21 protein-coding genes and 2 pseudogenes are annotated in these 21,656 nt (G+C 64.3%); 22 read left to right on the top strand and 1 reads right to left on the bottom strand.

Features of this window, described 5'->3' with window-relative positions; all coding sequences use genetic code 11:
* Nucleotides 1–145 precede the first annotated feature (145 nt).
* From H8B02_RS23945 to H8B02_RS23850, 20 genes and pseudogenes are all read left to right on the top strand, one after another.
* Nucleotides 146–661 carry a MarR family winged helix-turn-helix transcriptional regulator gene (locus tag H8B02_RS23945; protein ID WP_212314868.1) on the top strand — a complete coding sequence of 172 codons (516 nt, stop codon included), beginning with the start codon at nt 146–148 and terminating at the stop codon, nt 659–661.
* A gap of 214 nt (nt 662–875) precedes the next feature.
* Nucleotides 876–1,241, top strand: coding sequence for an NADH-quinone oxidoreductase subunit A (locus tag H8B02_RS23940; protein WP_229168540.1), 366 nt, complete (start codon nt 876–878; stop codon nt 1,239–1,241).
* A complete protein-coding gene (locus tag H8B02_RS23935) occupies nt 1,232–1,822 on the top strand; it encodes a NuoB/complex I 20 kDa subunit family protein (protein WP_050402390.1) in 591 nt (196 codons plus the stop codon). Before H8B02_RS23940 ends, H8B02_RS23935 begins: the two co-directional genes overlap by 10 nt.
* 10 nt (nt 1,823–1,832) lie before the next feature.
* Nucleotides 1,833–2,450 carry an NADH-quinone oxidoreductase subunit C gene (locus tag H8B02_RS23930; RefSeq protein ID WP_229168539.1) on the top strand — a complete coding sequence of 206 codons (618 nt, stop codon included), beginning with the start codon at nt 1,833–1,835 and terminating at the stop codon, nt 2,448–2,450.
* 2 nt (nt 2,451–2,452) lie between these two features.
* Nucleotides 2,453–3,643, top strand: coding sequence for an NADH-quinone oxidoreductase subunit D (locus H8B02_RS23925; protein ID WP_229168538.1), 1,191 nt, complete (start codon nt 2,453–2,455; stop codon nt 3,641–3,643).
* A 41-nt stretch (nt 3,644–3,684) separates the two neighbouring features.
* Nucleotides 3,685–4,296 carry an NADH-quinone oxidoreductase subunit NuoE gene (gene nuoE, locus H8B02_RS23920; RefSeq protein WP_229168537.1) on the top strand — a complete coding sequence of 204 codons (612 nt, stop codon included), beginning with the start codon at nt 3,685–3,687 and terminating at the stop codon, nt 4,294–4,296.
* Nucleotides 4,296–4,520, top strand: coding sequence for a hypothetical protein (locus tag H8B02_RS23915; RefSeq protein WP_176531012.1), 225 nt, complete (start codon nt 4,296–4,298; stop codon nt 4,518–4,520). The genes nuoE and H8B02_RS23915 overlap by 1 nt, the downstream gene beginning before the upstream one ends.
* 19 nt (nt 4,521–4,539) lie before the next feature.
* Nucleotides 4,540–5,864 (top strand): annotated as a pseudogene (gene nuoF, locus H8B02_RS23910) (NADH-quinone oxidoreductase subunit NuoF).
* 9 nt (nt 5,865–5,873) lie between these two features.
* On the top strand, nt 5,874–7,949 hold the full coding sequence (gene nuoG, locus H8B02_RS23905; RefSeq protein ID WP_229168536.1) for an NADH-quinone oxidoreductase subunit NuoG: 2,076 nt from the start codon (nt 5,874–5,876) through the stop codon (nt 7,947–7,949).
* A 10-nt stretch (nt 7,950–7,959) separates the two neighbouring features.
* Nucleotides 7,960–9,030, top strand: a complete 1,071-nt coding sequence (gene nuoH, locus H8B02_RS23900; RefSeq protein WP_229168535.1) for an NADH-quinone oxidoreductase subunit NuoH — start codon at nt 7,960–7,962, stop codon at nt 9,028–9,030.
* Nucleotides 9,031–9,037: 7 nt separating this feature from the next.
* Complete coding sequence (gene nuoI, locus H8B02_RS23895) at nt 9,038–9,532, top strand: NADH-quinone oxidoreductase subunit NuoI (protein ID WP_097673576.1); 495 nt, start codon at nt 9,038–9,040, stop codon at nt 9,530–9,532.
* A 9-nt stretch (nt 9,533–9,541) separates the two neighbouring features.
* On the top strand, nt 9,542–10,180 hold the full coding sequence (locus H8B02_RS23890; protein WP_229168534.1) for an NADH-quinone oxidoreductase subunit J: 639 nt from the start codon (nt 9,542–9,544) through the stop codon (nt 10,178–10,180).
* Nucleotides 10,177–10,485, top strand: a complete 309-nt coding sequence (gene nuoK, locus H8B02_RS23885) for an NADH-quinone oxidoreductase subunit NuoK (RefSeq protein ID WP_016841823.1) — start codon at nt 10,177–10,179, stop codon at nt 10,483–10,485. The genes H8B02_RS23890 and nuoK overlap by 4 nt, the downstream gene beginning before the upstream one ends.
* Nucleotides 10,486–10,492: 7 nt before the next feature.
* The gene (nuoL, locus tag H8B02_RS23880) at nt 10,493–12,568 is read left to right on the top strand and encodes an NADH-quinone oxidoreductase subunit L (RefSeq protein WP_229168533.1); all 2,076 of its coding nucleotides are present in this window, start codon (nt 10,493–10,495) and stop codon (nt 12,566–12,568) included.
* Nucleotides 12,569–14,083: an NADH-quinone oxidoreductase subunit M gene (locus tag H8B02_RS23875; RefSeq protein WP_212314858.1), complete on the top strand. Its 1,515-nt coding sequence runs from the start codon at nt 12,569–12,571 to the stop codon at nt 14,081–14,083.
* Between the two features lie 10 nt (nt 14,084–14,093).
* A complete protein-coding gene (gene nuoN, locus H8B02_RS23870; protein ID WP_092114636.1) occupies nt 14,094–15,530 on the top strand; it encodes an NADH-quinone oxidoreductase subunit NuoN in 1,437 nt (478 codons plus the stop codon).
* 144 nt (nt 15,531–15,674) lie between these two features.
* On the top strand, nt 15,675–16,481 hold the full coding sequence (locus H8B02_RS23865; protein WP_229168532.1) for a biotin--[acetyl-CoA-carboxylase] ligase: 807 nt from the start codon (nt 15,675–15,677) through the stop codon (nt 16,479–16,481).
* Nucleotides 16,481–18,150: pseudogene (locus H8B02_RS23860) on the top strand (ribonuclease J). Before H8B02_RS23865 ends, H8B02_RS23860 begins: the two are co-directional and overlap by 1 nt.
* Nucleotides 18,151–18,192: 42 nt before the next feature.
* Nucleotides 18,193–18,597, top strand: a complete 405-nt coding sequence (gene mce / locus H8B02_RS23855; RefSeq protein WP_092114633.1) for a methylmalonyl-CoA epimerase — start codon at nt 18,193–18,195, stop codon at nt 18,595–18,597.
* Between the two features lie 6 nt (nt 18,598–18,603).
* Nucleotides 18,604–18,879 (top strand): DUF1467 family protein, encoded by a 276-nt coding sequence (locus H8B02_RS23850; protein WP_229168531.1) that lies wholly within the window; start codon nt 18,604–18,606, stop codon nt 18,877–18,879.
* A gap of 139 nt (nt 18,880–19,018) precedes the next feature.
* Here H8B02_RS23850 and H8B02_RS49055 read toward each other — a convergent pair whose 3' ends face one another.
* Nucleotides 19,019–19,612, bottom strand: coding sequence for a PilZ domain-containing protein (locus H8B02_RS49055; RefSeq protein WP_376711707.1), 594 nt, complete (start codon nt 19,610–19,612; stop codon nt 19,019–19,021).
* Between the two features lie 225 nt (nt 19,613–19,837).
* On the opposite strand from H8B02_RS49055, the gene H8B02_RS23840 reads away from it, so the two are divergent.
* Nucleotides 19,838–19,990, top strand: a complete 153-nt coding sequence (locus H8B02_RS23840) for a hypothetical protein (protein WP_229168530.1) — start codon at nt 19,838–19,840, stop codon at nt 19,988–19,990.
* 61 nt (nt 19,991–20,051) lie between these two features.
* Nucleotides 20,052–21,359, top strand: a complete 1,308-nt coding sequence (mtnK, locus tag H8B02_RS23835) for an S-methyl-5-thioribose kinase (RefSeq protein WP_229168529.1) — start codon at nt 20,052–20,054, stop codon at nt 21,357–21,359.
* The last annotated feature ends 297 nt before the right edge of the window (nt 21,360–21,656 follow it).

Raw genomic sequence — 21,656 nt, 5'->3', positions numbered from 1 at the left:
TTCCTCCCGCTGCCGGATTCTTCCCGGCGGTCGTTGTGTCGCTGATGGCAGTCAACGTTGTTGACGAAGTCAACGATAGATCGATGACAATGTCAACGATATCGATTAGCTTGGCAGCGACAGGCTTTGTTGGCAGAGGTTGGCGATGACCGAGAAGCTCAGGACTGCGAGGGCCTTGCCGCCGGAGGCGGTGGTCGATGCCGAGCTGGCGCCGATCACCGCGATGATGTCGTCGCGGCTGATGGTGCTGGCGAATCTGCTCAGGCGCGGTGCGCTGCTGCGCTACAAGCGGCTGACCGGCCTGTCCTCGGTCGAGTTCGGCCTGGTTGCCTCGCTCGGCCGGCGGCCGCCGATGAGCGTGGTGCGGCTTGCCGAAGCCGTCGGCATGGACAAGGGCCAGATCAGCCGGGCGCTCGCCGAGCTCGTCGCGCGCAAGCTGGTCGCCAAGGCCGCCAACCCTCGTGACAATCGGGAAACACTTGTCTCCCTCACCAAAGCCGGGCTCGCCGCCCATGACGCCATTGTGGCCGGGGCGCAGGAGCGAAACCGGCGCCTGCTGGAACAGCTCGGCCCGCAGGATCTTGAGTTGCTGCTCGGACATATCGACCGGCTGACGCTGACCGCGGCCGAGATGCTCGCTGCCGAAAGGGAGCTGGGCTGATATGGGGAGAGCGCAGGGCACCGGGTGGCCGGCGCAGCGTTGCCCATCGAGGCAGCGCATCCGCCCGATGAGGCCATCAGCCCGCGGCAAGGGGCGGTAAAAGCGTCAAAATAGCTTGTCTTGCGCCCCCTGTTGCGCTGCGCTAAAGCCTCAAGAACAATTCCAATCAACGAATCTGCGGCACGTCCGAAACCGCAGCAAGAAGGCCTCGCCGATGACCGGCATCCTGCAAAATTATCTCCCACTTGTGGTCTTTATCGGGGTCGCGAGCCTGATCGGGCTGGCGCTCCTGATCGCGCCGTTCCTGGTCGCGTTCCAGTCGCCGGATCCGGAAAAGCTGTCCGCCTATGAATGCGGATTCAACGCTTTTGACGACGCCCGCATGAAGTTCGACGTCCGCTTCTATCTGGTGGCGATCCTCTTCATCATCTTCGATCTCGAAGTGGCGTTCCTGTTCCCATGGGCAGTGGCGTTCGGAAAACTGGGCGAGACCGGCTTCTGGTCGATGATGGTGTTCCTGGCCGTGCTGACGGTCGGGTTCGCGTATGAATGGAAGAAAGGCGCGCTCGAATGGGATTGAGCCCCACCGCCGCATCCTCGCAGCCGGCGATTGCGCAAGCTCCGAGAGGCATTCTCGATCCGTCGACCGGCAAGCCGGTCGGCGCCAATGATCCGTTTTTCCTCGAGGTCAATCACGAGCTGTCCGACAAGGGCTTCTTCGTCGCGGCGGCCGACGACCTCATCACCTGGGCGCGCACCGGCTCCCTGATGTGGATGACCTTCGGTCTCGCCTGCTGCGCGGTCGAGATGATGCAGGTCTCGATGCCGCGCTACGACGTCGAGCGCTTCGGCTTTGCACCGCGTGCCTCGCCGCGGCAGTCCGACGTGATGATCGTTGCGGGCACCCTGACCAACAAGATGGCGCCTGCGCTGCGCAAGGTCTACGACCAGATGCCGGAGCCGCGCTACGTCATCTCGATGGGCTCCTGCGCCAACGGCGGCGGCTACTACCACTATTCGTACTCGGTGGTGCGCGGTTGCGACCGCATCGTGCCGATCGACATCTACGTGCCGGGCTGTCCGCCCACGGCGGAAGCGCTGCTCTACGGCGTGCTGCTGCTGCAGAAGAAGATCCGCCGTATCGGCACTATCGAACGCTAAGGTTTCAGGCATGGACGACGGCAAGCTCGACGCCCTTGGGCAGACGATCGTGAGCGCGCTTCCGGGCGCCGCCACGGCGCACTCGGTCGCGTTCAATCAACTCACTATCGACGTCGAGATTGGCAGAATCGTGGACGTCGTCACTTTTCTGCGTGACGATCCGAACTGCCGCTTCGTCAACTTCACCGACGCGACCGCGGTCGACTATCCGAGCCGCGAAAAGCGCTTCGATGTCGTCTATCATCTGCTGTCGCCGACGCTGAACACACGCATCCGAGTACGCGGCCAGGCCGACGAGACCACGCAGGTGCCGTCGATCATCGGCGTGTTCCCCGGCGCCGACTGGTTCGAGCGCGAGACCTACGACCTCTACGGCGTGATCTTCATCGGGCATCCGGATATGCGCCGCCTGCTGACGGATTACGGCTTCGACGGCCATCCGCTGCGCAAGGATTTCCCGCTGACCGGCTTCGTCGAGGTTCGCTACGACGACCAGGAGAAGCGGGTGCTGTACGAGCCGGTCCGGCTCAACCAGGAATTCCGCAAGTTCGATTTCCTGTCTCCGTGGGAAGGTGCCGATTACCTCTTGCCGGGTGACGAAAAGGCGAAGGCGGAACCGAAGGCCTGATCATGAACGAACAGAATCTTCGCAATTTCACCATCAACTTTGGCCCGCAGCATCCTGCTGCGCACGGCGTGCTTCGTTTGGTGCTCGAATTGGACGGCGAAGTCGTCGAGCGCGTCGATCCGCATATCGGGCTGCTTCACCGCGGCACCGAGAAGCTGATCGAGCACAAGACCTATCTGCAGGCGATTCCCTATTTCGACCGGCTCGATTATGTCGCGCCGATGAATCAGGAGCATGCGTTCTGCCTCGCGGCGGAAAAGCTGCTCGGCATCACGGTGCCGCGCCGCGGTCAGCTGATCCGGGTGCTGTATTGCGAGATCGGCCGCATCCTGTCGCATCTGCTCAACGTCACCACGCAGGCGATGGACGTCGGCGCGCTCACCCCGCCGCTGTGGGGCTTCGAAGAGCGCGAAAAGCTGATGGTGTTCTACGAGCGCGCCTCGGGCTCGCGCATGCACGCGGCGTTCTTCCGCGTCGGCGGCGTGCACCAGGACCTGCCGCCAAAGCTGATCGACGATATCGAGGCGTGGTGCGATCCGTTCCTCAAGGTCGTCGACGACCTCGACACGCTGTTGACCGGCAACCGCATCTTCAAGCAGCGCAACGTCGATATCGGCGTGGTGCCGCTCAAGGAGGCCTGGGAGTGGGGCTTCTCCGGCGTGATGGTGCGCGGCTCGGGCGCGGCTTGGGACCTGCGCAAGTCGCAGCCTTATGAGTGCTACGCCGAGATGGATTTCGACATTCCGATCGGCAAGAACGGCGACTGCTACGACCGCTACCTGATCCGCATGGAAGAGATGCGCCAGTCGGTGCGCATCATGAAGCAGTGCATCCAGAAGCTGAAGGGTGCGGACGCGCAGGGCCCGGTCGTGGTCGAGGACAACAAGATCGCGCCGCCGCGCCGTGGTGACATGAAGCGCTCGATGGAAGCGCTGATCCATCACTTCAAGCTCTACACCGAAGGCGTGCACGTGCCGGCCGGCGAGGTCTACGCCGCGGTCGAGGCGCCGAAGGGTGAGTTCGGCGTCTATCTCGTCGCCGACGGCACCAACAAGCCCTACAAGTGCAAGATCCGCGCGCCGGGCTTCGCCCATCTGCAGGCGATGGATCACATCTGCAAGGGCCATCTGCTGGCCGACGTTTCCGCCATCCTTGGCTCGCTGGACATCGTGTTCGGCGAGGTCGACCGGTGATGATGTCCGCATCCGCACCGCGCGCAATGAGAGTTTGATCGATGTCCGTCCGCCGCCTTGCCCCGAAGGAATTGCAGCCCGCGAGCTTCACGTTCACGGACGAGAATCTCGCCTGGGCCAAGAAGCAGATCGAGAAATATCCACCGGGCCGTCAGGCTTCGGCTGCGATCGCGATTCTGTGGCGCGTGCAGGAGCAGCATGACGGCTGGGTCTCGGAAGCGGCGATCCGCGCCGTCGCCGACCTGCTCGAGATGCCGCATATCCGCATGCTGGAGATCGCGACCTTTTACACCATGTTCCAGCTCTCGCCGGTCGGCAAGAAGGCGCATGTCCAGGTCTGCGGCACCACGCCGTGCCGGCTGCGCGGCGCCGCCGACCTGATCGAGGTGTGCCAGCATCGCATCCATCACGACCCCTTCCAGCTGTCGAAGGACGGCAACTTCTCGTGGGAAGAGGTCGAGTGCCTGGGGGCCTGCGTGAACGCGCCGATGGTGCTGATCTGGAAGGACACATATGAGGACCTGACCAAGGAAAGCTTCGGCAAGGTGCTCGACGGCTTTGCCGCCGGCAATCCGCCGAAGCCGGGCCCACAGGTCGACCGTCAGTTCTCGGCCCCCGAAGGCGGGCCGACGACGCTGAAGGAAACCACCTGATGGGGGGCTTTCAGGTGCAGGCAAACGGGCAGGAAAACAAGGTGGGGAGGGGCGCTGCGATGAAGGCCTGGCGCACGATCGCCCTGCATACCACTGTCGCGGCGGGCTTCATGTTCCTGCTGCAACGTTACGGCCTGAGCGCGACGCTGGAATCCAGCCTGTTGTGGGCCATCGTGTTCGGCGGCTGTGCTGCCGGGCTCGCTTACTCCCAAGCCAATCGGTGATGTTCGGAAAGTTTTGAGCATGCTCGACGACAAGGACCGCATCTTCAAGAACCTCTACGGCCTCCATGATTGGGGCCTCGAGGCGCGCGCCGCAGAGGCGCCTGGGATGGCACCAAGGGGATCATCGACAAGGGCCGCGACTGGATCATCAACGAGATGAAGGCCTCGGGCCTGCGCGGCCGCGGCGGTGCAGGCTTCCCGACCGGTATGAAGTGGTCCTTCATGCCCAAGGAATCCAAGGACGGCCGTCCGAGCTATCTCGTCGTCAATGCGGACGAGTCGGAGCCCGGCACCTGCAAGGACCGCGAGATCATGCGGCACGATCCGCATCTCCTGGTCGAAGGCTGCCTGCTCGCGAGCTTCGCGATGGGCGCACATGCCTGCTACATCTACATCCGCGGCGAGTTCATCCGCGAGCGCGAGCGGCTGCAGGCGGCGATCGACCAGGCCTATGAGGCCAAGTTGGTCGGCAAGGACAATATCAACGGCTGGCCGTTCGACATCTATGTCGCGCACGGCGCCGGCGCCTATATCTGCGGCGAAGAAACCGCGCTGCTCGAGAGCCTCGAGGGCAAGAAGGGCCAGCCGCGGCTGAAGCCGCCGTTCCCGGCCAATGTCGGCCTCTATGGCTGCCCGACCACCGTCAACAATGTCGAGTCGATTGCAGTCGCGCCCGACATCCTGCGCCGCGGCGCCGCCTGGTTCGCCGCGATCGGCCGGCCGAACAATGTCGGCACCAAGCTGTTCTGCATCTCCGGTCACGTCGAGCGGCCCTGCAACGTCGAAGAGGCGATGGGGATTCCGTTCCGCGAGCTGATCGAGAAGCATTGCGGCGGCATTCGCGGCGGCTGGGACAATCTGAAGGCGGTTATCCCCGGCGGCTCGTCGGTGCGCATGGTGCCGGCCGAGCAGATCATCGACACGCCGATGGATTTCGACAGTTTGAGCAAGCTGCGCTCGGGCCTCGGCACCGCGGCCGTGATTGTGATGGACAAGTCGACCGACCTGATCCGGGCGATCGCGCGCATCTCCTATTTCTACAAGCATGAGAGCTGCGGCCAGTGCACGCCGTGCCGCGAGGGCACCGGCTGGATGTGGCGTGTCCTGACCCGCATGGCCGACGGCCGCGCCCACAAGCGCGAGATCGACATGCTGCTCGAAGTCACCAAGCAGGTCGAGGGCCACACCATCTGCGCGCTCGGCGACGCAGCAGCGTGGCCGATCCAGGGTCTGATTGCGCACTTCCGTCACGAGATTGAAGAGCGCATCGATCAGTATTCGCACAAGGCCGATCTCGACGATCAGGGCGTTCGTGATCCCGTCCACATGGTCGCGGCGGAGTAGAGAAGAGACATGAGCAAGATCATCGTCGATGGCAAAGAGATCGATGTGCCGCCGGAGTACACGCTGTTGCAGGCGTGCGAGGCGGCCGGCGCCGAGATTCCGCGCTTCTGCTATCACGAGCGGCTGTCGATCGCCGGCAATTGCCGGATGTGCCTGGTCGAGGTGAAGGGCGGCCCGAAGCCGGTCGCGAGCTGCGCCTGGGCCGTGCGCGACTGCCGTCCGGGACCGAAGGGTGAGCCGCCGGAGATTTCGACCCGTTCGCCGATGGTCAAGAAGGCGCGCGAAGGCGTGATGGAATTCCTGCTGATCAACCATCCGCTGGACTGCCCGATCTGCGACCAGGGCGGCGAGTGCGATTTGCAGGACCAGGCGATGGGCTACGGCGTCGACACCAGCCGTTTCGCCGAGAACAAGCGCGCGGTCGAGGACAAGTATCTCGGCGCCCTGGTCAAGACCTCGATGAACCGCTGCATCCAGTGCACGCGTTGCGTCCGCTTCTCCGCCGAAGTCTGCGGCGCGCCGGAAATGGGCGCGACCGGGCGCGGCGAGGACATGGAGATCACCACCTATCTCGAGCAGGCGCTGAGCTCGGAGCTGCAGGGCAATCTCGTCGACATCTGCCCGGTCGGCGCGCTGACCTCGAAGCCGTATGCCTTCGCGGCGCGGCCCTGGGAGCTCGGCAAGACGCAGTCGGTCGACGTCATGGACGGCGTCGGTTCCGCGATCCGCGTCGACACCCGCGGCCGCGAGGTGATGCGCATCCTGCCGCGCATCAACGAGGCGGTGAACGAAGAGTGGATCTCCGACAAGACCCGCCACGTCGTCGACGGCCTGCGCACGCAGCGCCTCGACCGTCCCTATGTGCGTGAGAACGGCCAGCTCAAGCCGACGACCTGGCAGGAAGCCTTTGCTGCCATCGCCGCCAAGGGCGGCCGCACCGACGGCAAGCGGATCGGCGCGATCGCCGGCGATCTCGCCGCGGTCGATGAAATGTATGCGCTGAAGGAGCTGCTCGCGAAGTTCGGCTCGGTCAACCTGGCGGTGCAGGGCGGCGACGCGTTCGACGCCAAGGCTGGCCGCGGCTCCTATATCTTCAACCCGACGATTGCCGGCATCGACCAGGCCGACGCGATCCTGATCATCGGCTCGCATCCGCGCAAGGAAGCGGCGGTGCTGAACGCGCGGATCCGCAAGCGCTGGCGCACCGGCGGGCTCAAGGTCGGCATGATCGGCGCCAAGGCCGATTTCACCTACGACCACGACTATCTCGGTGCGGGCACCGACACGCTCGCGGACCTCGTGGCCGGCAAGCACTCGTTTGCCGACGTGCTGAAGAACGCCAAGAACCCGATCATCCTGGTCGGCGCCGGCGCCTACACCAGGCATGACGGCGCGGCGGTGCTGGCGCAGGCGGCCAAGCTCGCCGTCGATGTCGGTGCGCTGAAGGACGGCTGGAACGGCTTTGCCGTGCTGCAGGACACCGCCTCGCGCGCCGGCGCGCTCGATATCGGCTTCTCGCCTTCGGCCGGCGGCCTGACCACGGCGCAGATGACGACGTTCGGCACCCTCGACATGCTGTTCCTGCTCGGCGCCGACGAGATCAAGGCGCCGGACGGCACCTTCGTGGTCTATATCGGCACCCATGGCGACCAGGGCGCGCACCGCGCCGACGTGATCCTGCCGGGCGCCGCCTATACCGAGAAGTCCGGCATCTACGTCAACACCGAGGGCCGGGCCCAGATCGCCAACCGTGCCGCATTCCCGCCGGGCGAAGCCCGCGAGGATTGGGCGATCATCCGCGCGCTGTCCGACGTGCTCGGCAAGAAGCTGCCGTTCGACTCGCTGCAGGCGCTGCGCCAGGTGATGTTCAAGACCTATCCGCACCTGATGCGGCTCGACCAGATCGAGGCCGGCAAGCCCGACGACGTCAAGGCGCTGGCGGGCAAGGGCGGTGCCGTCGACAAGGCGGCGTTCAAGCCGACGGTCGAGGACTTCTATCTGACCAACCCGATCGCGCGGGCCTCTGCCGTGATGGCGGAATGCTCGCGGCTGGCGTCGGGCCGAATGCTGACGGCAGCGGAGTGAGCGTGACCTGATGGCTGAATTCTTCGCAAGCGCGTTCTGGACCGGCTTCCTCTGGCCGCTGATCATCATGGTCGCGGAAAGCCTGTTGCTGCTCGTCGTGCTGCTGATCGCGATCGCCTACATCCTGCTCGCCGACCGCAAGATCTGGGCGGCGGTGCAGATCCGCCGCGGCCCCAACGTGGTCGGCCCGTTCGGATTGCTGCAATCCTTCGCCGACCTCCTGAAATTCGTGTTGAAGGAGCCGGTGATTCCGTCCGGCTCCAACAAGGGCGTGTTCCTGCTGGCGCCGCTGGTCTCCTGCGTGCTGGCGCTGGCGGCCTGGGCCGTGATCCCGTTCAATCTCGGCTGGGTGATTTCCGACATCAATGTCGGCGTGCTCTACATCTTCGCGATCTCGTCGCTGTCGATCTACGGCATCATCATGGCCGGCTGGTCGTCGAACTCGAAGTACCCGTTCCTGGCCGCGCTCCGCTCCGCTGCGCAGATGGTGTCCTACGAAGTCTCGATCGGCTTCGTCATCATCACCGTGCTGCTCTGCGTCGGCTCGCTGAACCTGTCGGCGGTGGTCGAGGCCCAGAACACCCGCGGGCTCGCGCACCTGATCGGCCTGCCGCAGCTCACCATCCTGAACTGGTATGTGTGGCCGCTGTTCCCGATGTTCGTGGTGTTCTACGTCTCGGCGCTGGCGGAAACCAACCGTCCGCCGTTCGACCTGGTCGAAGCTGAATCCGAGCTGGTCGCCGGCTTCATGACCGAATACGGCTCGACGCCGTATCTCCTGTTCATGCTCGGCGAGTATGTCGCGATCACCACGATGTGCGCGCTGGCGTCGATCCTGTTCCTGGGCGGCTGGCTGCCGCCGGTCAATCTGCCGCCGTTCACCTGGATTCCGGGCATCATCTGGTTCGCCCTGAAGGTGTTCTTCATGTTCTTCATGTTCGCGATGGCGAAGGCGATCGTGCCGCGCTACCGCTACGATCAACTGATGCGGCTCGGCTGGAAGGTGTTCCTGCCGCTGTCGCTGGCGATGGTGGTGATCGTGGCCGGCGTGCTGCAGTTCGCCGGCATCGCGCCGAAGTGAGGCCGTCATGAGTGTCAATGTCAACGCAACAGCCCGCTCGCTTCTACTCTCGGAATTCGTCTCGGCGTTCGTCCTCGCCATGCGCTATTTCTTCAAGCCGAAGCCGACGCTGAACTATCCCTTCGAGAAGGGCCCGATCTCGCCGCGCTTCCGTGGTGAGCACGCGCTGCGCCGCTATCCGAACGGCGAGGAACGCTGCATCGCCTGCAAGCTGTGCGAGGCGATCTGCCCGGCGCAAGCGATCACGATCGAGGCCGGCCCGCGCCGCAACGACGGCACCCGCCGCACGGTGCGTTACGACATCGACATGGTGAAGTGCATCTATTGCGGCCTGTGCCAGGAGGCATGCCCGGTGGACGCCATCGTCGAGGGACCGAATTTCGAATTCGCGACCGAGACCCGCGAGGAGCTCTACTATGACAAGGCGAAGCTGCTCGCCAATGGCGACCGCTGGGAGCGTGAGATTGCGAAGTCGATCGCGCTCGACGCGCCGTACCGTTGAGGTGAGGGCATGATCCTTCCGGCGCTGTTCTTCTATCTGTTTGCCGCGGCCTGCGTGGCCTCGGCGGTCATGGTGATTGTCTCGCGCAATCCCGTGCACTCCGTGCTGTTCCTGATCCTGGCCTTCGTCAACGCGGCCGGGCTGTTCATCCTGATGGGCGCCGAGTTCCTCGGGATGATGCTGATCGTGGTCTATGTCGGCGCGGTCGCGGTGCTGTTCCTGTTCGTGATCATGATGCTCGACGTCGATTTCGTCGAACTGCGCGAGGGCTTCATCCAGTATTTGCCTGTTGGCATCGTGATCGGCGGCATCTTCCTGTTCGAGCTGCTGCTCGTCGTCGGCGCCTGGGTTATCAATCCGCAGGTCACCAAGACGATCACTGCGGCGATCCCGACCAATGTCAGCAATACCGAGGCGCTCGGCCTCGTGCTCTATACGAAGTACATCCATTACTTCCAGCTCGCCGGCATGGTGCTCCTGGTCGCCATGATCGGCGCCATCGTGCTGACGCTGCGCCACAAGGCGAACGTCAAGCGGCAGAACATCAACGTTCAGAACGCGCGCACGCCCGAAATGGCGATGGCGATGCGCAAAGTGGCGTCGGGGCAGGGCCTGCAGGATGCCGATGCGGCGGAGTGGGTGAAATGACGATCGGGCTAGGGCACTATCTGGCGGTCGCCGCGATCCTGTTCACGCTCGGGATCCTTGGCATCTTCCTCAACCGCAAGAACATCATCGTCATCCTGATGTCGATCGAGCTGATCCTGCTCTCGGTCAACATCAACCTGGTGGCGTTCTCGACCTTCCTCGGCGACATCGTCGGCCAGGTGTTCGCGCTGCTGGTGCTGACGGTGGCGGCGGCCGAGGCCGCGATCGGCCTCGCCGTGCTGGTGGTGTATTTCCGCAACCGCGGTTCGATCGCGGTTGAAGACGTCAATCTGATGAAGGGCTAACGCGCCGATGTACCAGGCAATCGTATTTCTGCCTCTGCTGGGCGCCATTCTGGCGGGGATTATCTCGCTGACCGGCGCGCACGCGCGCTGCCCGAGCGGCGACACCGTCGATCATCACGACGACGCGCATGGCGACGCTCACGCCTCGGCGGGCCATGACGATCACGGTCATGACGATGATCATGGCCATGACGATCATCACGTGTCCGAGCCGCCAGCGGCGGGATCGCGACTGGCAGAGCTGATCACCACGGGCCTGCTGTTCGTGTCCGCGGCGCTGTCCTGGTTCGCGCTGGTCGATGTCGGCTTCATGCATCATGACGCCCGCGTCGTGCTGCTGCCCTGGATCACCTCGGGTGATCTGCAGGTCGCATGGTCGCTGCGGATCGACACCCTGACGGCCGTGATGCTGGTCGTGGTCAACACCGTGTCTGCACTGGTCCACCTCTACTCCATCGGCTACATGGACGAGGATCCGAACCGGCCGCGTTTCTTCGGCTATCTCTCGCTGTTCACCTTTGCGATGCTGATGCTGGTGACCTCGGACAACCTCGTGCAGCTGTTCTTCGGCTGGGAGGGCGTCGGCCTTGCGAGCTACCTCCTGATCGGGTTCTGGTACCAGAAGCCGTCGGCGAACGCGGCCGCGATCAAGGCTTTCGTGGTCAACCGCGTCGGCGACTTCGGCTTCGCGCTCGGCATCTTCGCGATCTTCGCGCTGGTCGGCTCGACCGATTTCGAGACCATCTTCCACGCGGCGCCCGGGCTGACCGGAAAGACCATCAACTTCTTCGGCCATCAGGTCGATGCGTTGACGCTGACCTGCCTGTTCCTGTTCATGGGCGCGATGGGCAAGTCGGCCCAGTTCCTGCTGCACACCTGGTTGCCGGACGCGATGGAAGGCCCGACCCCGGTGTCGGCGCTGATCCACGCCGCGACCATGGTCACCGCCGGCGTCTTCATGGTGGCGCGGCTGTCGCCACTGTTCGAGCTGTCGCCGACCGCGCAGGCGGTGGTGATGTTCTTCGGCGCGACCACGGCGTTCTTCGCCGCCACGATCGGCCTCGTGCAGAACGACATCAAGCGCATCGTCGCGTACTCGACCTGTTCGCAGCTCGGCTACATGTTCGTGGCGATGGGAGCCGGGGCCTATTCGGTCGGCATGTTCCACCTGTTCACGCACGCCTTCTTCAAGGCGCTGCTGTTCTTGGGCTCAGGCTCGGTGATCTACGCGATGCACCACGAGCAGGACATCCGCAACATGGGCGGCCTGTGGCGCAAGATCCCGTACACGTTTGCGGTGATGTGCATCGGCACCCTGGCGCTGACCGGTTTCCCGCTGTTCGCCGGCTACTTCTCCAAGGACGCGATCATCGAGGCGGCCTACGCTGCGCACAACCCGTTCGCGACCTACGCCTATCTCTTGACCATCGTGGCTGCCGGCCTGACCTCGTTCTACTCCTGGCGTCTGATCTTCAAGACGTTCTTCGGCGAGCCGCACGACCAGAAGCACTACGAGGCGGCGCATGAGAGCCCGGTGTGGATGCTGGTGCCGATCGGCGTGCTCGCCGCCGGCTCGATCCTGGCGGGTCTGCCGTTCAAGGAAGTGTTCGCCAGCCCGCACGGCGTCGAGGAATTCTTCCGCGAGTCCGTGAAGATGAATCCGCACATCCTCGAGGACATGGAGCACATGCCGAGCTGGCTCGCGCCGCTGCCCACCGTGATGATGGCGCTCGGCCTGTTCGTCTCGTATCTGTTCTACATCCGCAGGCCGTATCTGCCGGTCGAGCTCGCGAACCAGCAGCCGATGCTGTACCAGTTCCTGCTCAACAAATGGTACTTCGACGAGCTGTACGACTGGATCTTCGTGCGCCCGGCGAAGTGGCTCGGCTATACGTTGTGGAAGAAGGGCGATGGCTTCGTCATCGACGGCTTCGGTCCGGACGGCGTCTCGGCCCGCGTGCTCGACGTCACCCGCAACGTCGTGAAATTGCAGACCGGCTACCTCTATCACTACGCGTTCGCGATGCTGATCGGGGCCGCCGGATTGATCACCTGGTTCATGTTCGGCTTGGGAGGCCAGTAAATGACAACCTGGCCCATCCTTTCCGTCACGACCTTCCTGCCGGCGGTCGGCGCGATCCTGGTCTACCTCTTGGCGCGGGGCGGCGACGAGACCGCGAGCCGCACGGCACGCTGGATCGCGCTGTGGACCACGCTGATCACCTTCGCGGTGTCGCTGATCCTGGTCGCGCGCTTCGATCCCGCGCAGTCCGACTTCCAGTTCGTCGAGAAGACGTCCTGGCTCGCCACCGGCATCACCTATCATATGGGTATCGACGGCATCTCGCTGCCGCTGATCATCCTGACCACCGCGATCATGCCGCTCTGCATCATCGCGAGCTGGAAGTCGGTGACGCAGCGCGTCAGCGAATACATGATGGCGTTCCTGATCCTGGAAACGCTGATGGTCGGCACCTTCTCGGCGCTCGACCTCGTGCTGTTCTATCTGTTCTTCGAGGGCGGCCTGATCCCGATGTTCCTGATCATCGGCGTCTGGGGCGGTCCGCGCCGGGTCTACGCCTCGTTCAAGTTCTTCCTCTATACGTTCCTCGGCTCGGTCTTGATGCTGCTCGCCATCATGGCGCTGTACTGGAACGCCGGCACGACCGATATCCCGACCCTGATGCACACCGCGGTGCCGCGCTCGATGCAGACCTGGGCGTGGCTCGCCTTCTTCGCCTCATTCGCGGTGAAGATGCCGATGTGGCCGGTGCACACCTGGCTGCCTGACGCGCACGTCGAGGCGCCGACGGCGGGCTCGGTGATCCTGGCCGCCATCCTGCTGAAGATGGGCGGCTACGGCTTCCTGCGCTTCTCGCTGCCGATGTTCCCGCTGGCCTCGCACGACTTCGCACCATTCGTGTTCACGCTGTCGGTCATCGCCATCATCTACACCTCGCTGGTGGCGATGATGCAGGAGGACATGAAGAAGCTGATCGCGTACTCGTCCGTCGCGCATATGGGCTTCGTCACCATGGGCATCTTCGCGGTGACCACGCAGGGCGTCGCCGGCGGCATGTTCCAGATGATCTCGCATGGCATCGTCTCCGGCGCGCTGTTCCTCTGCGTCGGCATCGTCTACGACCGCATGCACACCCGCGAGATCGCGGCCTATGGCGGCCTCGTCAACCGGATGCCGCTCTACGCGATGACCTTCATGGTCTTCACCATGGCCAATGTCGGTCTGCCGGGCACGAGCGGATTCGTCGGCGAGTTCATGACGCTGCTCGGCACCTTCAAGATCTCGCTGCCGACGGCGTTCTTCGCCACCACGGGCGTGATCCTGTCGGCCTGCTACGCGCTCTGGCTCTACCGCAAGGTGGTGTTCGGCGCGCTGGTCAAGCCGTCGCTGATGTCGATCAAGGATCTGACCTTCCGCGAATGCGTGACGCTGTTTCCGCTGATCGCGCTGACCATCCTGTTCGGCGTCTATCCGAAGCCGGTGCTCGACATGTCGGCCGCCTCGGTGCAGCAACTCGTCAACAATTACAACACCGCCGTGACTGCCGTGAAGGCAGCCGCGCTGGTTACGCAGTAAGGCCGCCGCCATGAGCTTTTCCAGTGCAGGTTATCAGTTGCAGCCGGTGCTGCCGGAGCTGGTGCTCGCGGTCGGCGCCATGGTGCTGTTGATGATCGGAGCCTATCGCGGGCAGGGGACGACCCGGCTGATCACCGCGCTCGCGGTGTGTCTCTTGGTCCTGACCGGCGTGCTGGAGCTCTGGCTGCCGGCCGGCAAGCTCGTCACCTTCGGCGGCAGCTTCATCGTCGATGACTTCGCCCGCTTCCTGAAGATCCTCGCTTTGATCGCCTCGGCGGCAACGTTGATCCTGTCGACCGAGTACCTGTCCCAGCCGTCGACCCGTAATTTCGAGTTCTCGATCCTGGTGCTGCTGTCGACGCTCGGCATGATGGTGCTGATCTCGGCCGGCGACCTGATTTCGCTCTATCTCGGCCTCGAGCTGATGAGCCTTGCGCTCTACGTCGTTGCCGCCAGCCAGCGCGACAATGCCAAGTCGAGCGAGGCCGGCCTGAAGTATTTCGTGCTCGGCGCGCTGTCGTCGGGCATGCTGCTCTACGGCGCCTCGCTGATCTACGGCTTCACCGGCACCGTCAGCTTCGCCGGCATCGCGGCGGCCGCAACCACCGGCAGCATCGGCATCGTGTTCGGCCTGGTGTTCCTGCTCGCCGGCCTCTGCTTCAAGGTCTCGGCGGTGCCGTTCCATATGTGGACGCCGGACGTCTATGAGGGCGCGCCGACGCCGGTGACGGCGTTCTTCGCCTCGGCCCCGAAGGTCGCCGCGCTCGCCGTGTTCACCCGTGCGACGCTGACCGCGTTCCCGGGCATCGTTACCCAGTGGCAGCAGATCCTGGTGTTCGTGGCGATCGCCTCGATGGCGCTGGGCTCGTTCGCCGCGATCGGCCAGTCCAACATCAAGCGGCTGATGGCCTATTCCTCGATCGGCCATATGGGCTTTGCGCTGGTCGGCCTCGCCTCCGGCACGGTCGAGGGCGCGCAGGGCGTCCTGATCTACATCGCGATCTATGTCGCGATGACGCTCGGCACCTTCTCGATCATCCTTGCCATGAAGCGGAACGGCCAGGCGCTGGAGCAGATCAGTGATTTCGCCGGCCTGTCCCGCACCAACCCGCTGATCGCCTTCGTCTTCGCGATGCTGCTGTTCTCGCTGGCCGGCGTGCCGCCGCTCGCCGGCTTCTTCGGCAAATGGTACGTGTTCGTCGCCGCGATCAAGGCCAACCTGTTCACGCTCGCAGTGATCGGCGTGCTGACCAGCGTGGTGGGCGCGTTCTATTATCTGTCGATCGTCAAGGTGATGTATTTCGACCAGCCCCTCGGCAAACTCGACCCGGTCCGCGTCGAGCTGCGCACCGTGCTGGCGGTCGCAGGCATCTTCAATATCTTCTTCTTCGCCTATCCGGGACCGCTAGTGAGCGTGGCCACGGCGGCGGCGAAGTCGCTGTTCTAAAGCGTTTTCGAGCGAAGTGGACACCGGTTCGCGTGAGGAAAACGCGTCAAAAAAACAACTCAGGGCCGCGTCACGCGGCCCTGACGCGTATGATTCCGGACACGGAGGCTGGCTTTCGGACCGGATCATGCGCATAACCTTGACATGACCTTCACGCTCGGACCTCGGGCCATTGCGGCGGGCACCAAGCTCGCCGCCTTCGATCAGATCGGCTCGACCAATGCCGAGGCGATGCTGCGCGCGCGCGATGGCGAGCGTGGGCCGATGTGGTTCGTGACGCCGGAGCAGACCGCTGGCCGCGGACGCCGTCAGCGGGTCTGGGTCGCACCGCGCGGCAATCTCGCCAGCAGCATTCTCGAGGTGACCGACGTTCAGCCGGCGGTTGCCGCGACGCTCGGCTTTGCCGCCGGGCTGTCGCTCGAGGCCGCGTTGCGCAAGGTCAGCATCGAGGCGGCGCTGCGGCTCGGGCCGGACAGCCCGAAATTCACCCTGAAATGGCCGAACGACGTGCTGGCCAACGGCAAGAAGCTCTCGGGCATCCTGCTGGAGGCCGAGGCGGTCGGCGACCGGCTTGCAGTCGTCGTCGGCATCGGCACCAACGTCATTGCGGCGCCCGAGGGCACGCCGACGCCTGCGGTATCGCTCGCTGCGCTCGGCATCCAGATCGGTGCGGAAGAGCTGTTTGTGGAATTGTCGGATGCTTGGGTCGAGTTTCGCGGCATCTGGGACGATGGCCGCGGCTTCCCGGAGATCCGCAGGCTGTGGCTGGAGCGCGCAGCCGGCCTCGGCGACAAGGTCGCGGTCCAGACCGGCACGGCGACCGTTGAAGGTACCTTTGACACCATCGACGACACCGGCTGCCTGATCGTCCGCACCGCGGCCGGGCAGCGCTTGCCCGTAACGGCCGGCGAGGTCTATTTCGGCTCCGCAGCCACAGTGAGGGCCAACTGATGGCGCGACCTGACGAGCTTACCTTTGCACCGCTCGGCGGTGTCGGCGAGATCGGCATGAATTTGTCGATCTATGGGCTCGGCAACCGCCACCAGCGCTCGTTCCTCGCGGTCGATCTCGGCGTCTCCTTTGGCGACGAGGAGCATCTGCCGGGCATCGACCTGATCATGCCGGATGTCCGCTTCTTGGAGAAGGAGCGCAACAATCTGATGGGCCTCGTGCTGACGCACGCCCATGAGGACCATTTCGGCGCGATCGTCGATCTCTGGCCGAAGCTCGGCTGCAAGATCTACGCGACGCAGTTCAGCGCGGCGCTGTTCGAGGCCAAATGCGCCGCCGAGCGCAATCCGCCCAAAATCCCGATCACGGTGATCCCGTCGGGCGGCCGGGTCGATATCGGCCCGTTCAATGTCGAGTTCATCCCGGTCGCGCATTCGATCCCGGAATCGCATGCGCTGGCGATCAAGACCGATGTCGGCACCGTGCTGCACACCGGCGACTGGAAGATCGATCCGACCCCGATCATCGGCCTGCCGACCGACGAGCGGCGGCTGCGCGAGCTTGGTGACGAAGGCGTGCTGGCGCTGGTCGGCGATTCCACCAACGCGGTGCGCGACGGGCGCTCGCCCTCGGAGACCGAGGTTGCCGCCACCATCAAGAAGCTGGTCAAGGCAGCCAAGGGCCGGGTCGCAGTCACGACTTTCGCCTCCAATGTCGCCCGCGTGAGGGCGGTGGCGGACGCCGCGAACGCCGCCGATCGCGAGGTCGTCGTGGTCGGCCGCGCCATGGAGCGCGTGGTGCAGGTCGCGCGCGAATGCGGCTATCTCGACGGCTCGCACAAATTTCGCAGCGCCGACTATTACGGCCATTTCCCGCCCGACAAGGTGCTGGCGCTGTGCACCGGCAGCCAGGGCGAACCCCGCGCCGCGCTGGCGCGGATCGCCAACAACGACCACCCGCAGGTGACCCTGAACAGGGGCGACACCGTGATCTTCTCCTCCCGCACCATTCCCGGCAACGAGAAGGCGGTCGCCGGCATCATCAACGGGCTGGTGACGCAGGGCGTCGAAATCATCACCGACCGCGAGCATCTGGTGCACGTCTCCGGCCATCCGCGTCGCGACGAGCTGCGCGACATGATCTCCTGGGTGCGGCCGCAGCTCCTGATCCCCGTGCATGGCGAGGCGCTGCATCTCGCCGAGCACGCCAAGCTGGCGCGCGCCGCGGGTGTCCCGAAAGTCCTGACCTGCCGCAACGGCGACCTCGTCAAGCTCGGGCCCGGAGATCCCGGCATCGTCGGCGAAGTACCATCGGGGCGGCTCTACAAGGACGGAACCATCCTTGAGGACTCCAAGTCGCGCGCCGTGGTCGAGCGGCGGCGGATGGGTTTTGCCGGCTGCGCCTTCGTCGCCGTCGCCATGACCGCGCAGGGCGAGATGGTCGACGATCCCGAGGTTGATCTCGTCGCATGCCGGAGAAAAATGCCGCGGGCGAATTGTTCGACGACATCGTGTTCGATGTCGTGGTATCGACGATCGAGGGCCTGCCCCGGCCGCGGCGCCGCGATCCGGACGCACTCGGGGAATCGGTGCGCCGTGCGGTGCGGGCCGCGCTGAACGAGCAGTGGGGCAAGAAGCCGATCTGCGTCGTGCACGTTCTGACGGTCTGACACATGCCCTTAAGGCGTGCGCAACGACAAAGGGAGAGAGATATGCTGGGCCGCCTCAATCACGTCGCCATCGCGGTCAAGGACGCCAGGCAGGCCGCCAAGATCTACGGCACGGCCTTCAATGCCGAGATTTCTGACGCGGTGCCGCTGCCGGAGCATGGCGTCATCACCGTGTTCGTGACGCTGCCCAACACCAAGATCGAGTTCATCGAGCCGCTCGGCGAGGCCTCGCCGATCGCGAAGTTCGTCGAGCGCAACGCCGACGGCGGCATCCACCATGTCTGCTACGACGTGCCCGACATCATCGCGGCCCGCGACCGCATGATTGCCGAGGGCGCGCGGGTGCTGGGCGACGGCCAGCCGAAGATCGGCGCGCACGGCAAGCCGGTGCTGTTCTTCCACCCCAAGGACTTTTCCGGCGCTTTGGTCGAGATCGAACAGGCCTGAGCCCACATGGCGTACCAGATCTCCACCGGGCTTGCGATCTACTTCGTCCTTTGGTGGCTCGTCCTGTTCCTGACGCTGCCGTTCGGCATCCGCAGCCAGCATGAGGACGGCGTCGGCGCGCCCGGCACCGATCCCGGCGCGCCGATCATGGCGCGAATGGGCCGCAAGCTGTTGTGGACCACGCTGATCTCGGCCGTGATCTTCGCGATCGGCATGTGGGCCTATTATGCCGGCTATCTCTCGATCGAGCGGCTGTCGAAGCTGATGGGGATGCCGTTCTAAAGCGCGATGAGATCGGGTTGAATCGTCATCGCGCTTTAGCTCTTTGTTTGAGCATGGTCTTTTCGGAAAACCGCTTCGCACTTTTCCGGATCATGCTTTAGCGCGGAGTTCGGAAGGAGTCGTGTCACGAGCCGAAGGATTACGTGAACCTGACCGCGACGCGGCGCTCCCTGCGCCAGGCGACCCGGCATTGGCGTTTGCTGTGATCGCCGGGAATCAACAGGTTGAAGGTCTCGGGGATGCCGACCGGGCTGGTGACTTCGAGCGCGGCGCCGGTCTCCGAGATGTTTCGGATCACGCAGTCGATGGCGCCGCCGTTGAATTCGATGGTGCCGGGTTTGAGCACACGATGCCGAAGCGCCCCACGGCTGTTTTGCATGACCTGAACCACGTCCGGCTTGGTTGCCTCGGTCTGCGCGGCAGTCTGCTTCAGCAGCCCTTCCGCATGGCGTGTCGCGACGGCGATCTGCTCGTCGGTTAGGGTCGGCCTGAGCCGAGCCCAGGCAAGCTTGAAGCGGACCTGACCATCCTTGAAATCGATCGCGGGACCTCTGTCGCCGCTTGCCGGCGGCCGGCCATAGACGTTGCAGCCCCACCACCATTGCCGGCTGTCCTGCTGCCGCATGATCCTCCCGACCGGGAGGCCGCGCCAGATCACTTCATAATCGTCGCCCTGCTGGACGCCGTCGACCATGGTGTGACGCAGCGAAATGGTCTCGGTGTCGTCGGTCATCGTGCGACCCGTTTCGGGGCCGATCCGGTGAAGCCCCCGGTGCGGATCGACAAGTTTCGATACCCGCAATTTACATCCATCTTGACGGTACGCAAATCCCGTCACCCTACGGACAATCCGGCGACGGGCCGGTTACCAGCTCGCATGATCCTGGGAGATCGGGTGATGATCATTACCGCGCTCGGGAGAAATTGACATGAAGTTTCAGAGACCGGAGGCGGAGTTTTGGTTGAAACGGAACAGCGGAAGCAGACCGCGGTGATCGGCTTGGACCCGGTCAAGCTTGACAGAGGCACCTTCATCGCAAGCTATGCGCTGGTCGCCGACAGCGTTTACTGCGACTATGATCCGGTCAGGAGAAAGGCCGACGTCGGCTAGAATTTCCTGGAACGGGAGTGAGGACCAACCTCGCCCCGAGGCAGTCGAAGGAGGGGCCACAATGAACCTGCAGGCGCAACCAGGCTCCTCCGGGGCCAGTCCATATCGAATCCTGCGGGAAGCCGATCTGCGCGACTATCTAGCGAGCCTTCCCGCCATCGTCACGCAGCTTGGCGGGGCGCCAGCCGGCTGGTCGATCAGTGAGGTCGGTGACGGCAATCTCAACCTCGTCTTCATCGTCAAGGGCAGCAGCGGCGGCATCGCCGTCAAGCAGGCGCTGCCCTATGTGCGGCTGGTCGGCGAGAGCTGGCCGCTCCCGCTGTCGCGAGCCCATTATGAGCATCTGGCGCTGGTGCATCAGGCGCGGCTGGCATCGAAGCTCGTGCCGGCGGTGCTGCATCATGACGCGCCGCTTGCGCTCACCGCGATGGAGCTGCTCGAGCCCCACATCATCATGCGCAAGGGCCTGATCGGCGCCACGCGTTATCCGCGCTTTGTCGAGGATATCTCGACATTCCTGGCGCAGACGCTGTTCCTTACGTCCGATCTGGCGCTGTCGGCCGCGGAAAAGAAGCAGGGGATCGCCGATTTCGTCGGCAACCACGCGCTCTGCAAGATCACCGAGGATTTGATCTTCACCGACCCCTATCGCATCGCCGAGCAGAACCGCTGGACCGCACCGTATCTCGACGCGACGGCTGAGGCGTTCCGCGAGGATCTCGACCTGCATGTCGCGATCTCCAGGCTCAAGCTGAAATTCATGGCGAGCCCGGAGGCGTTGCTGCACGGCGACCTGCACACCGGCTCGATCATGGTCACGGATAGCGAGACCAAGGTGATCGATCCCGAGTTTGCCTTCTATGGCCCGATGGGCTTCGACATCGGCGCCGTCATCGGCAATCTCTTGATGGCCTATCTGGCCTCCGCCGGCCACGAGCGCACGGCGGGCGAGCGCGCGTCATTCGAGGCCTGGCTCTTGGAAACCATCGAGGGCGTCTGGACCGAATTCTCGCGAAAATTTCTCGCGCTGTGGCGCAACGAGGCCAAGGGCGACGGCTATCCGGTGTCGCTGTTCGCAGGCGAAGCGGGGGCCGCGCGGCTGGAGGCGGAACGACAGGCCTATATGGCGCGGCTGTTTCAGGACACGGTCGGCTTTGCCGCGGCTAAGACCATCCGGCGCATCCTTGGCCTTGCGCACAACATCGATTTCGAGTGGATTGCGGACGAGAAGCAGCGCGCGATCTGCGAGGCGCGCAGCCTCAAGCTCGCGCGCAACATGATGCTGGAAGCAGCGTCCTACACGACGATCGGCACAGTCACCTACGCCGCGCGCGAGCTGCGCCACTGGCAGCCGGATTTTGCCCGATAGTTGGCCGCGCGGAATGTAAGGTGGGTCAGCCGAAGGCGTAACCCACCGCCGGTCCATCACCGGTCGATGAGCTGCGCTCGGGCGACAATGGCGGGTTACGCTGCGCTAACCCGCCCTACGATGCCACGAATTCTCGCGGTAGAAATATTCGCCGTTTCCGAAATTGCTCTTGACGCGTACCCCAACTCAGATGTTCAATATGTGCGTCTCACCCGATCGAGGGGCGCTTCGCAATCGTCACGAACGCGGTGTGAGGTGCGGTGGACGCGGATTGCGCAACTGACGAGTGCGCATGAC

The sequence above is a fragment of the Bradyrhizobium altum genome (genome assembly GCF_020889705.1).
GTDB classification, from domain to species: domain Bacteria; phylum Pseudomonadota; class Alphaproteobacteria; order Rhizobiales; family Xanthobacteraceae; genus Bradyrhizobium; species Bradyrhizobium altum.
Note: the sequence above shows the minus strand (reverse complement) of the source record. Positions and strands in the feature narration are given on the sequence as shown.